Source organism: Biostraticola tofi, assembly GCF_004343195.1.
In the GTDB taxonomy this organism is placed as follows: Bacteria; Pseudomonadota; Gammaproteobacteria; order Enterobacterales; family Enterobacteriaceae; genus Biostraticola; species Biostraticola tofi.
The window spans coordinates 107,668-120,461 of record NZ_SMCR01000010.1 but is presented as its reverse complement, the minus strand read 5'-3'; the positions used below and the strand labels follow the sequence as shown (position 1 = coordinate 120,461).

General features: G+C 51.7%; 11 protein-coding genes. 6 read left to right on the top strand and 5 right to left on the bottom strand.

The features are described from left to right. Nucleotides 1-101: Rpn family recombination-promoting nuclease/putative transposase (locus EDC52_RS16940; protein ID WP_407924230.1), on the bottom strand; the 101-nt coding region annotated here is incomplete at its 3' end. 385 nt (nucleotides 102-486) lie between these two features. On the opposite strand from EDC52_RS16940, the gene EDC52_RS16935 reads away from it, so the two are divergent. The 5 genes from EDC52_RS16935 to EDC52_RS16915 are packed head-to-tail and all read left to right on the top strand — an operon-like array spanning nucleotide 487 to nucleotide 5,754. After that, complete coding sequence (locus tag EDC52_RS16935; RefSeq protein ID WP_131867023.1) at nucleotides 487-1,053, top strand: Csu type fimbrial protein; 567 nt, start codon at nucleotides 487-489, stop codon at nucleotides 1,051-1,053. A 13-nt stretch (nucleotides 1,054-1,066) separates the two neighbouring features. Continuing rightward, on the top strand, nucleotides 1,067-1,606 hold the full coding sequence (locus EDC52_RS16930; protein WP_131867021.1) for a Csu type fimbrial protein: 540 nt from the start codon (nucleotides 1,067-1,069) through the stop codon (nucleotides 1,604-1,606). Nucleotides 1,607-1,627: 21 nt separating this feature from the next. Then, nucleotides 1,628-2,353, top strand: a complete 726-nt coding sequence (locus EDC52_RS16925; protein WP_131867019.1) for a fimbrial biogenesis chaperone — start codon at nucleotides 1,628-1,630, stop codon at nucleotides 2,351-2,353. Nucleotides 2,354-2,357: 4 nt separating this feature from the next. Further along, on the top strand, nucleotides 2,358-4,787 hold the full coding sequence (locus EDC52_RS16920; protein WP_131867017.1) for a fimbria/pilus outer membrane usher protein: 2,430 nt from the start codon (nucleotides 2,358-2,360) through the stop codon (nucleotides 4,785-4,787). Then, a complete protein-coding gene (locus EDC52_RS16915) occupies nucleotides 4,768-5,754 on the top strand; it encodes a Csu type fimbrial protein (protein WP_131867015.1) in 987 nt (328 codons plus the stop codon). Before EDC52_RS16920 ends, EDC52_RS16915 begins: the two co-directional genes overlap by 20 nt. A gap of 40 nt (nucleotides 5,755-5,794) precedes the next feature. Here EDC52_RS16915 and EDC52_RS16910 read toward each other — a convergent pair whose 3' ends face one another. Both EDC52_RS16910 and EDC52_RS16905 read right to left on the bottom strand, forming a co-directional pair. Continuing rightward, on the bottom strand, nucleotides 5,795-6,238 hold the full coding sequence (locus EDC52_RS16910; RefSeq protein ID WP_131867013.1) for an SET domain-containing protein: 444 nt from the start codon (nucleotides 6,236-6,238) through the stop codon (nucleotides 5,795-5,797). Between the two features lie 118 nt (nucleotides 6,239-6,356). Next, complete coding sequence (locus tag EDC52_RS16905) at nucleotides 6,357-6,959, bottom strand: hypothetical protein (protein WP_131867012.1); 603 nt, start codon at nucleotides 6,957-6,959, stop codon at nucleotides 6,357-6,359. A 248-nt stretch (nucleotides 6,960-7,207) separates the two neighbouring features. On the opposite strand from EDC52_RS16905, the gene EDC52_RS16900 reads away from it, so the two are divergent. Continuing rightward, the gene (locus EDC52_RS16900; RefSeq protein ID WP_131867010.1) at nucleotides 7,208-8,509 is read left to right on the top strand and encodes an MFS family transporter; all 1,302 of its coding nucleotides are present in this window, start codon (nucleotides 7,208-7,210) and stop codon (nucleotides 8,507-8,509) included. An 87-nt stretch (nucleotides 8,510-8,596) separates the two neighbouring features. Here EDC52_RS16900 and pssA read toward each other — a convergent pair whose 3' ends face one another. Together pssA and EDC52_RS16890 are read right to left on the bottom strand one after the other, a co-directional pair. Next, nucleotides 8,597-9,952, bottom strand: a complete 1,356-nt coding sequence (gene pssA, locus EDC52_RS16895; protein WP_131867008.1) for a CDP-diacylglycerol--serine O-phosphatidyltransferase — start codon at nucleotides 9,950-9,952, stop codon at nucleotides 8,597-8,599. Between the two features lie 145 nt (nucleotides 9,953-10,097). After that, nucleotides 10,098-12,761: a bifunctional acetate--CoA ligase family protein/GNAT family N-acetyltransferase gene (locus tag EDC52_RS16890; RefSeq protein ID WP_131867006.1), complete on the bottom strand. Its 2,664-nt coding sequence runs from the start codon at nucleotides 12,759-12,761 to the stop codon at nucleotides 10,098-10,100. Between the last annotated feature and the right edge of the window lie 33 nt (nucleotides 12,762-12,794).

Sequence of the window (12,794 nt, the reverse complement as noted above, 5' to 3'; positions counted from 1 at the left end):
GACCGAGGCAGATGGGCCTGGAGGAAATCTCTGGCAATATCGATATCGGCAAGGAAGGTTTTGAATAAGGCATCGTGATGGGAAATGCTGGGCTGCGACATTGGGGCACCGTCCGTAGCGCGAAAAAAGTGACGACTTTAAGAAAATGACCTATTTCCACTATCGTAATTGCTAAAAATTAAAATAACCAATCGGGTTAAAAGTCATGAGGATGGCATGAATTTATTGTTAAAGTAATGATCATTAGCATAGAGAAGTTTCGCACCTATATCCGATATTGGCGCTGTTATCACGATCAATCCGTTAAGCAAGATTATATCTAATGTGATCTGGAAAATTAATATTCAACATATTTCATTTTCAATCGTTAGATTTCTCCTTTACATATATCACTAAAAAATCGAAGTGAATTCGATTAATGGCATACTGATAATCTATTTTAATCGCCAAATACATATAGCCATAATGACTTTTAAAAGGAAAATTATGCACAGTGAATACCGACTGATCGCGGGGCTACTGGTGGGCGCAGTGGGGGTATCGGCGGTGGCAGCAACGACCTCCGGTACCATGAATGCCACACTGACACTGACCAATGGTTGCCTGATTAACGGTAACCCGGCGACCAGCAATGCTGATTTTGGTACGTTGAATTTCGGCACTCATCCGGCAACCTTTGATAGCCTTAATACCGTACTGACCGGTGCGACCGGTGACGGTATCCGCATCAGATGCACTGATGGGGCGACTTATACCGTCCAGATCATCGGCAGCAATGCCGCGCCAACCACTGTGTATGGTGCCCAGACCTCAAGTCCGCGTTATATGGTGCTGGGCAGTGATGCGACGAAAGGCATTGCCTATACCCTCTATCAGGATGCCGCCTTCACTACCCCAATCACCAATAATGCCGCCATGATTTCAGCCGGAACGCCTGATCCAGTCAATGGAGATATTTATCACGTGTATGGCAGAGTTTCCCAGGGCGGGAACAATACTGCCATACCCGCCGGCACGTATACAGATGTAATAAACATTCAGGTTGTGTATTAATAAGGCCCCTCGCATGGTTTTCGGCAACGATTTTCATTTTTCGAGCAGTGATATTATCGTTTGTCTGATATGGGTAGCCTGTTGTTCCATTTCTGAAGTTAATGCGTTGCCCAGCCAGAATTTCCAGGTATCCGCAGCAGTAGTCCCAGGCTGTGTCATTCAGGGAAACGGCAGTGGGGCGTGGGGCACGCTGGACTTCGGTACTCATTCGGCCATAGACAGCGTTAATATAACCAGCAGCCTGGTACAGAATGCCGCCTTTCAATTGATCTGCACTCCAGGCATCACGCTTAATATGACCATCAATGGCGGAAGCCACTATGCAAACTCAAGAAATCTAAAGCTTGCCGGTCAGGCGCAGACAATTTCATACCGGCTCTTCAGCCAGCCTGGATTAACGGCGGCCAGTGAGATTCCGGTGGATAAATCGGTGGCCATCAATTATGGCAATTCCGGCAATATCTTACTTGCGGTTTACGGGCTGTTACAACTCACCGGCATCAACCGGGCCGGCGTGTATACCGATACATTAACAGTCACTATGGCGTGGTAAAGGGATAGAGGACGACAACGGATGTGTATCGACATCGTATTTAAATACCGCCTTAGTGTGTTGCTTGCGCTTGCCGCCTGCCAGGCACAGGCCGGACATTCAATACTCATCTGGCCGGTGGATCCTAAAATAGAAGCTGATCAGAAAGCCACAGAATTATGGGTGGACAACAAAGGCGTTGATACCGCATTGATTCAAGTGAGAATATTTCACTGGCAACAGGCAAACGGCAGTGACAGATATGATTCCCAACAGCATATCGTCGCCAGTCCACCGATGCTAAGGCTGGAGCCGGGCCAGAAGCAACTGGTGAGGCTGGTGAAGAACCAATCGCCTTTGCAGGGGCAGGAGCAGGCATATCGTGTGCTGCTCGACGAAATTCCGACCATCGATGCTCATAAGCAAGATTCACCTCACTCCCTGCATTTTCAGATGCGTTTCTCGATACCCCTGTTTGTTTATGGTTCTCAATCCTCTTCTACTGCCGAAAACCCGATACTGTACTGGCGTATTAAGAAGATTGATAAAAAGCCTATGATAGAAATTACTAATCTGGGAAGGGTTCATGCGCGGCTGAGCAAAGCCAGTCTTGGCGGTCATACGCTTAATGATGGTTTATTCGGGTATGTTCTGGCTCAGTCCAGCTACCTATGGCCGCTGAATTTCACTGCTGGGCCCGACGCCGAGTTTGACGCCCGAATAGATAATCGACAGCGGCAATGGCGCAGCCTGCCTGCCGCTCGCTAGCCTTATGTCGAAGCCCGCTACACGGCCAAGAGGGGATTGCTTTATACTGCTGATGATGCTGGCAGGCATGCTGCCGTCGGCGACCCGATGTGAGACGTACGCCGAATTGCCTCCCCCTCCCGGACGCCAACCGGTGCTCAACCAACAGACAATCATGCTGGCTTTATTTATCAACCAGATGGACAGCGGCCAGCTCATACCGGTGGAAATAGATGACGAACACTATTGGATACAGGGCCGTGATTTAAGGCAAGCCGGTATCGAAAAGGCGCCCTTTGGCAATGAACGGATAGAGATAGGCGCCTGTCCGGGGGCATCAGCAACGATCGATCATCGTCTTCAGCGCCTGATGCTTGATATCCCACCGGCCTGGCTGCCGGATCAGGCTATCTCAGCTTTTAATAACCCTACGCGCGTCCCGGCTCAGGTAAGCCCGGGCATATTGCTCAATTATGACCTCTATCTAAACCGTGTAAATCACCACAATGAGCGGTTGAATACCTGGAGTGAGATACGATATTTCGGTCCCGGGGGAGCGTTGTCCACAGATGGGATCATCAGAACCGGGTCGGGGGCCAGAGGAGCTAACAGCGATGCCTATCTGCGTTATGACACCTACTGGACTAACGAGGATGAGGACCACTCCGTCAGTTGGACCATAGGTGACCAGGTGACTCCATCTTTGGCATGGAGTAATAGCGTAAGGATAGGCGGCATCGGTATAGGGAAAGATTTTTCAATCAGACCTGACATTATCACCTATCCATTACCGAGCTTCAGTGGAGAATCTGCAGTGCCCTCCACACTAGATCTGTTCATCAACGGCTACCGTACCGGGGGTGCACAACTCCAGGCCGGGCCCTATTCACTGACCAATATTCCCTTCGTTAACGGGGCAGGGAATGCTGTGGTGGTGACCCATGATGCGCTCGGCAGGCAATTGGTCACCACGCTGCCGTTTTACGTCTCCAGTGATTTGTTGACGCCTGGTCTGGATGATTACTCCTTTTCAACTGGTGTGCTGCGCAAAGATTATGGCGTGAAAAGTTTCACCTACCGGCAATGGGTCGCTACGGGTTCGTATCGTCGCGGTATAACGGAATGGCTGACGCTTGAGGCTCTGGGGGAAGGGGCGGAATCTCTGGGGCTGGCAGGTATCGGATCCCTGGTCAGGCTGGGGCAGTTCGGCGTGGTTAATGGGGCATGGAGCCACAGCCGGGTAGCAACTAAGCCTGGCGACCAGTTTGATTGGGGTTATCAATATAAAAAACAGAAATACAATTTCGGTATGCGGCATACCACGCGCAGCGAGCGTTTTGGTGACCTGGCGCTTTATAGCAGTGAGCTACATCGTCACGCCAGACTTTCAGCGTCCAGTAGCCTGAGCCGGCGCAGCACGCAATATTACAGTGGCATAGCGCTTCAGCACTATGGCAGTCTGGGGGCGGCATTGATCGATATCCATAGCGCAAACGGGGAGCAGACCCGGTTGTGGAATCTGTCATGGAGTAAAAATATCTGGAATGATATCAGCCTGATGTTGACTGGGAGTTATGACCAGCAGCGTTGCGAAGGATCTCTTGGCTTATTGATGGTCATTCCTTTTTCCTATCTCAACAGTGGTAGTCTCGGCCTGGAACGAAACAAAACCAGTGGCTTTACCCAGCGGGCAGTACTGTCTCGAGCCATTCAGGCGGATGGGGGATTAGGCGGCGAAATCTCTTGGGCAAGAGAGTCAAAGCAAGACCATTACCGTCAAGCTACGTTGCGCTGGTTGACATCGGATTTCGACACTTCAGCGGGTTTCTATGGTAACAGGGAAAACCTGACTCAATGGGCTGATTTCACCGGGGCGGTGGTGGTGATGGACGGCAGACTGGTGACTGCCGATCCGCTGCATAATGCGTTTGTTCTGGTGAAGACCGGCTATCCCGGGGTGACGGTGCACTATGAAAATCAGCCTGCTGGACTTACCGATGCCCGCGGATATTTGCTGGTGCCGGACATCAGTGCATGGTATCCAGCTAAGTACAGCATAGACACCCTGGCATTGCCGATGGATTTGATGGCGAAAGATGTGGAGCAGCAAGTTGCCGTCCGCCGACGCAGCGGTTACCTGCTGCATTTTCCCATTGAGCAGGTAAAAGCGGTCCACTTGCAGCTGATTGACCAGCGAGGCGAACCGCTGCCGGTTGGCAGTAGGGTAATAAGGCCTGGTAGCCAGCTTGATTATGTCGGTTGGGATGGCATGGTATGGCTGCAGAATCCTGATCGTGAAAATCGGCTTCAAGTCATGACGGCCGATGGCAGACGTTGTGAGGTGAATTTTACCTTGCCCGAGCAGGGCTCGAAACCGTTGACCCCCTATGGTCCCCTCAGCTGCTCGCTAGAGGGCGCGATAGCCGGAGAAATACATGATTCGTCTGACAGCTAGCGAACTGCTGAGTATATTGCTTATCGCCTGCTCGGCAGGCGCACCGGCAGCATGCCTCGCTCCGTCTGCCGTTGCTAGCCTGGGATCCGCCAGTTCATTTGCCATCAACACCACGGTAAGCAGCAGCAGCGGTACTGTCAACTTGAACTGCGGTAGCGGCAGTATCGTGTCCCTGCTGCCAGGAGATTATATTCGGCTGAGCCTGGCAGGCGCGAGCAATACTAATGGCAGCCGTGCTGCCTTGAAGCTTAATAACGGCAGCGATAGCATAGCTGTCAAGTTGTGCAGCACACAAAATTGTGCAACCGAATTACTGGTTGGCGGTACCAGCGTCACCTACAATTCAAGCCAGCTGGCTAACTTACTGGGTACCATGGGCGGTCTGAATTTTGCGATTCCGCTTTATCTGCAGACCCTGACCGGCCAGAATGTCGCTGCCGGAACCTATACCGTCACGCTTAATGTGATGGTTGACTATTCTATTTGCACTGGCCTGGGTATTGCTGGCCTGTGTCTGTCGGGATCACAGCAAACCGGCTCGGCGATTGAGCCGATGACCGTTACTCTTAATGTGACCAACGACTGCATTGCCATAGTGGCACCTAATATCAGTTTTGGCAGTGCCCCGCTGGTCACCCTGTTCGCGCCGGTTAGCCAAAGCATAGTTATCAATTGTACTAAAGACAGTACTTACAGTGTCGGTTTGAGCAATGGCAATCATGCTGTGAATAATACACGTAATATGGCTAATGGCTCAGCCATGCTGAGTTACGAGTTATATAAATCTACGTCCATTAACCGTTGGGGCAGCGTGGGCAGCGAACGCTGGTCCAGCGTATTATCGAGCGCTATCAGCAGTGACGGCACATTTAGAACCTATCAATACGTGGCGAAAATACTGCCTGATCAGGCTACGCCGCCTGTTGGAAATTACAGTGATAATATTGTGGTGGATCTGACATATTAATTATCATGGAATGCCTTGGTGACACTGGGTGACATATGATTTAGTAAGCTTGTTTTTCAGCCATGTAGGAAAATATTTCAGGAGTGTAATGATAATTTAGCCTCAATTCCTGGCCTTCAGCAATATCGGTTAAAGAGAAAAGCCCGAAAATATCTATTTTTTTATTTTTTACCGTTTTTCCAGAGAAAGTTGCTACCTCTACATTGTAACCCTCTGGCTGCTGAGCTCGAGGAACGCCATTATCATCAAATAAAAATAGTGAATTTATTTTGGATGTTATTCCATCGCCTTCAAGAAAAAAAGACGATTTATCATTATTAACGGTCATGGCGATTCTGAAATCGCCATCATGATGGATATGGTTATCATAATCTTTACGATTGATTAGCATACCGGAATGAATACCAATGCAGCTACCTTCAGGTATTCTGCTAGCCGCGAAAACGCCCCACTGGCCAATCAGCACCGCTTCAGATGTTGGCACATCGGCTGACTTTATTCTCCGGCAGTCAAGTTGTTGATACAGTGTTTTTCTCGCCGCAGGGGTGGTGTGCTTATTGAGAAAAGTCTCGATTACGTGGCTAGCGTAACACCGGTCGGAATCAGATTTCGTTGATATTGGGGACTTTAATGAAATGTGAATCGGGTTGTTGTCCATTTTCCTTAGTTGGGTAAATTACATCATTTTCAGGGAAATAGTTCCTATTCCTTTCTTTCCATAATGTCGATATTCTGCTGCGATACTGACCATTAACCGGGCCGTTAATCAGCCAGGTACTGTAAAGATGGCGGGCAGCGCGGTTCAGCTGTATATCGGCTTCGGGGGAAGGTTCGAGTAACTTTATGACGCTTAATGACGTCGCATTCTTGTCGGGAGGCAGGCGTCGTACATCAGTGGTTATCTTTAGATATTGCTTAAGCCGCTGCTGGTCACTGACCGTTACCAGAGTATTTAAGGTGGTGTCTTTTGCTGCGAGAAATTTTCGATGTAGCATCCACGGCGAATTGCTAGCGGCGGTAATACTGTCTAGCGTCTGTTTATAGTTCGCCAAATAACTACCCCATTTAGGCTGACACTCGGGACAACATTGGTTCATTTGCTGAACCCGTTGTCTCAGGTCGGCAGGATACTCGCTCGTTAGGTCATGTAGGCTCTCGGTAATTATTGATAGCGGACTACTGCCGGTTAAAGGCTGGATGTTCACTTTTATGCTCCTGTCAAATAGAGGTGTGAGTAAGCATAATCAGCGGCATTAAAATCGCTGTTCAACAGTCATCATTCAAACCCCATACAGTGTATCGGGTCAAGAAACATCTTGGCGAGTAATTCGTGACAGGTGTCACATAAGTTGAGATATGATTATCCTGTTAACTACAAGTCTGAAAATTATTGCGTACATTTGATCTCTTGAGCCGCCTGGTTGGTGGCGTTATCAGGGCAGAGGTAGCGATAATGGTAAGGATTGATGCTGCAATACAACATGACCAGGAATCAGCAACAGATACCCGTCAACGTATTAAGGCCATTGTTGGGGCATCTTCGGGTAACCTGGTCGAATGGTTTGATTTCTACATCTATTCGTTTTGTTCCATCTATTTCGCGCATATTTTCTTTCCGGCAGGCAATACCACCACGCAGTTGCTGCAAACCGCCGGCGTGTTTGCAGCGGGTTTTTTAATGCGTCCTATCGGCGGTTGGCTTTTCGGCAGGATCGCCGACAAACACGGCCGCAAAACATCGATGTTGATTTCTGTGGTGATGATGTGTTGTGGTTCGCTGGTCATCGCCTGCCTGCCCGGCTATGACAGTATCGGTAATTTGGCGCCTTTGCTGCTGCTGGTTGCCCGACTGTTCCAGGGGCTGTCCGTCGGCGGCGAATATGGAACCAGCGCCACCTATATGAGTGAGGTGGCAGTAAAGCATCGGCGCGGGTTTTACGCCTCTTTTCAGTATGTAACGCTTATTGGCGGTCAACTGCTGGCGCTGTTGGTGGTGGTCATTCTGCAGCAAATCATGACTGAAGGTGATTTGCGTGCCTGGGGCTGGCGAATCCCGTTTTTCCTCGGCGCAGTGTTGGCCATTGTAGCCCTGTGGCTTAGAAAATCGCTTAATGAAACCACTGATGCCAAGACACGCAGCCACAAAGATGCCGGCTCACTTAAAGGTCTCTGGAAGAATCGACGGGCTTTTGTCATGGTGCTGGGGTTTACCGCCGGCGGATCGTTATGCTTTTACACCTTTACCACTTATATGCAGAAGTACCTGGTCAATACGGCCGGCATGCATGCCAAAACCGCCAGTCTGGTCATGACCGCCGCGTTGTTCCTGTTTATGCTGATGCAGCCGATTATCGGCGGTCTTTCGGATCGTATCGGCCGTCGTAATTCGATGATTATTTTCGGCGCATTGACGACCTTTCTGACGATCCCCATCCTGCTGACGCTGAAAAGTGTGACAAACCCCTATGTAGCCTTCGCTTTGGTATTTGCCGCTTTGCTGATGGTCAGTTTCTATACTTCTATCAGCGGTTTGCTCAAGGCTGAAATGTTCCCGGTACAGGTTCGCGCTCTGGGGGTAGGTCTGTCTTATGCGGTGGCTAATGCGGTGTTTGGCGGCAGCGCCGAATACGTGGCGCTGTCGCTCAAGTCCATCGATCTGGAAAATGTGTTTTTCTGGTATGTCACGATTATGGGGCTGCTGGCGCTTATCGTATCGCTTAGCCTGCACCGTAAAGGAAAGGAGATACAGCTTTAATGATGAAGTGCCGGGCCTATAACTGGCCGGCACTGGTCGGACACTCATTCCTGCAACCTGCCATCCGAGCAGTCCTGCTCTGGAATACTACAGAATGCGACTGATAAGTCTGTCTATACGTATCCGTCGCAACCGGCGGATGAGTTTGCGTACCTTTACCGGATAGTCGGCAATGCTTTCCAACTGAGTGAAATGAGTCACCACAGTGGTATGGGTGCGAATAAGCGACAATTCCTTTGCACGCTGTGAGGACATGACTCTGTTGGGATCATGGATCAGCAGCGCATTTTCCAAATCGAGTCGCCAGGCGCGCGGATTCAGGTTATTGCCGGTCAGCAATTGCCATTTTTCATCCACCCACATCCCTTTGAGATGATAGCTGTTTTCTCCATCTTTCCAGAGTCTGACCACCAGCTGGCCATTGTCCACATAGCGCTGTAGCCGGCTGAGGAAGCGGCGCAGGTTGATTTCATAAAGATAGGGCAGAGCGCCGATGATTTTGAACGGCTCGGTAGGGGGGATAAAAAAATCATTGGCGGTCTTGTCGCCAACGATGATTTCTACCTGCTTACCCTGTCGCAGGAGGGAAATGATATTCCGCACCAGCAGGGCCGGCATATTAAAATAGGGTGTACACAGTGTTAATCTGGCATCGGTACAGCACATCAGGTGATGAATGGTCTTGTTTAACGGACTCTGCTTGCCCAGTCCGACCAATGGCGTAATCGCCAGTTCATTTTCTGAGGCGTTATCACTGCAGGCATAGTTCGCATCACGTAACGACTGGCGAAACAGCCGGGTATCGTTCTTTATTTCCAGGCTTTTCGGCCGGTCCGGGTTATCGAGGCGATTTACCGCCGGCGCGGTCAATATCTGCCGGCGGATATAATCCAGCATACAGTCCGCCAACGGGGAATTGTGCACCAGTTGGTAGCGATCGTAGCGGTATCTGTCTGACTGATGCAGGTAAACGTCATTCAGGCTGGCCCCGCTGTAAATGACGGTGTCATCGATGATAAAGCCTTTCAGATGCAGCACGCCAAGGGCTTCCCGGGTGTTAACCGGAACGCCGTAAATCGGCACCGACACCCCGGGGTGTGACTGGGCCATGCGGCAATACCAGTCGGCATTGGTATTGGTGGCAGCACTGCCGATACGGCCGCGCTGGGCTCGGTGCCAGTCGACCAGAATGCAGACTTCGAGTTCAGGATGCTTTTGCCGGGCTGCAAAGACCGCCGAGAGGACCGCTTTTCCGCCATCGTCCTGCTCCAGATAAAGCGCCACCAGATAGATTCGGCGTTTGGCCTTGCTGATAGCATCAAGCAGCGCTGTGCGGAAATCATCAGGGCTGTAGAGCGTTTGAAAATCTTCTACCGTCTGAGGGATTTTGGGCAGTTGTGCAAGGTGTTGTTGGTGTTTGGTACGTCTAAAATTTGACAACATCACAGTGCGTATCTTCTCTTGTCATTGTAGGGTGGAATGACCCTCTGCAATACCAATGCGCGGGATTTTCATAATAACATTACTTTTATCGGATACCGCAACCTTTAGACGCCGTTTTACACAGACTTAATAATAGCGGCAGCCATCACCCATTTACCGGGGTATCCAGTAATAGCGATAACGCCACGATACCATCCTCAAGCCTGACATCCACTTCAAACCCCAGTTTTTGCGCCAGCACGATCATGCCGCGGTTATGAGGCATGGTGATGGCGGTTAACTGCTTCAGGCCATGTTCACGTGCATAAGCGATTATTTTTTCCAGCAGCATGCGACCAAGACCGAGATTCTTCAGATCAGACCTGACAAGAACCGCAAATTCGGCATCGGTATTGTCAGGATCTGCGATAGCGCGGGTCACGCCAATGATTTCCTGATTGGCGGCTCCATTGCGCCTGACGGCAACAAAGGCCATTTCCCGATCGTAGTCGATTTGGGTCATGTAAGCCAAATCTTCATGGGTAAATTCATTAATCTCACTAAAATAACGGTAATAGAGATCTTCCCGGGTGACCTGGTTGATAAACTGTCGCAACAGCGGTTCGTCTTCAGGGAGGATCGGGCGAAACAGGCAGCTATCGCCATTTTTCAATAACACCGTGGACTCAAGCTGGTGGGGATAAGGGCGTATGGCCAGTCGGCCTTCACCATCACCCTGACAGGGTGCCAACTGCAGGCTCACATCCAGCACTGTCATATCACTGCCCGAGGCCAGCAGCGGATTAATATCCAGCTCGGTAATCTGGGGGCAGTCCAGCAGCAGGTCGGAAATCTGCACCAGCAGGCGGCTCAAGGCCGTAACGTCCAGAGGATAGAGCGGACGATGGTCGCGGATTGCGCCTTTGCCAAGCCCCTGACGCACCATATTCTGAGCCAGCGCCATATTTAGCGGCGGTAGCGCAACCGCCATCGCGCCCACCTGTCGCCAGTCGCCATCACCTTCGCCCAGCAGGATAAGGGGACCGAATACCGGGTCCTGCTCAACCCTTACCCGCAGTTCCTGCGTGCCGGTACGATGGGCCATCTGCTGCACCAGAATACCCTGGACTCGCGCCTGCGGATAAGTCTGGGACACCCTTTCGATGATGGCTTTGGCCGCCTGCTCCACTTCCCGGGCGCTTCGCAGTGACAACATTACCCCCTGGACATCTGATTTATGAGCAATATCAGGGGAACGTAATTTTAACGCCACCGGATAGCCGATCCGCTCAGCGATTTCCACCGCTTCAGATGCGTCAGCCGCTATCCATGTGGGCATGATATGCAGTCCATAGGCCTCCAGGATCGGCTGGACTTCATGGGTTTCCAGACGTGTTAGCTGCTGTTCAAGCGCCTGGCTTATCAGGTGGTGGGCCGGCGCGCTGTCTAGCGTCAGTCCGGGCGGCAGCGCCGGGGTCTCCATCAACTGCTGCTGGTTGCGACGGTATTCGGCCATGTGCATAAAAGCGGTCACCGCCCCTTCCGGGGTGCGGTAGGTTGGGATCCCGGCTTCGGTGAAATGACGGCGGGCTTCCTGGGAAGAAAATTCACCGCTCCAGTTGGTCAGCAGGGTCAAATGGCGACCGCGGGGATGGGCGTTTATGACCTCAATCACCTGCTGGGCGGTCTGGCTGGCCGGCGCAGCTGCGCTGGGAGCATGAATAATCAGCATAACGTCGATGTCGTTGCTATCCAGCAGCGCCGATAAAGCGGCCCGGTAGCGGGCCGGGGTGGCATCGTCGGCCAGATCCAGAGGATTAGCGACCAACAGGCTATCTGGAAGCTGAGCCGCAAGCGCCTTACGGCTTTCGCTGCCGAGTTCAGCCAGCTTGCCGTGCCGGCTCAGTAGTTCATCCAGCGCCAGCGCGGCAGGTGCAATGCCGTTGCTGATGATCATCAGACGCTCCCCGAGCAGTGGCCGCATATGGCTCAGGGTTTCGACCGCCGAGAACAGCTCATGGGTATCCCTGACGCGCAACAGCCCGGCCCGCTGAATAGCGGCGTCATAAGCGGCATCCCTCCCCTGGGGGTAGTTAAGCAAACGTTGAGCCTGCAGACTGCGGCCGCTCTTGATGACCAGAATCGGCTTGTTGCGCGCAGCCCCTCTGGCGGCGGAAAGAAATCGCCGGGCATCGCTCAGGTGTTCCAGATGCAGCAGGATGGCGCTGGTCTTGCCGTCGCGCGCCAGGAAATCAAGCATATCGTCGACATCGATATCAATGCTGTCGCCCAAGGCGATAAACCAGGAAAAACCGATTTTCCGCTGCTGCGCCCAGTCAAGGATGGTATTGGATACAGCGGCGGACTGAGATATAAACGCCAGTTTGCCTTTATAGATAGGCACCGGCGAGAAGCTGGCATTCAGTCCTTGCCACGGCGCTAGCAGCCCAAGGCTGTTAGGGCCCAGCAGCCGCATGCCAAAGCGTGACGCCAGTGCTTTAAGCTCATTAAACTGCGATGCCGGCGAAGAAAGAACAATCACCGCCCGGCACCCCCGTTCTCCCAGGTCCTGCATTAACTGCAGGTTGCGATCGGCATGGGTGCAGATAATCGCCAGGCAGGGTATCAGCGGCAGGGAAGCGACATCCGGATAACAAAGTACGCCACAGACGGCCGGGTATTTCGGCGTCACCGGCAGTACCGGCCCTCGGTATCCACCATCAAGCAGATTACGCATCATCAGATACCCGGCCCGGCCGGCCCGGTCTGACGCGCCCAATACAGCAATGGATTTGGGTTTAAGCAGTGCTTCCAATCCCCGCAGACTCATGGTTATTCCCTTTGCTTGTCGCACACCTGTTAA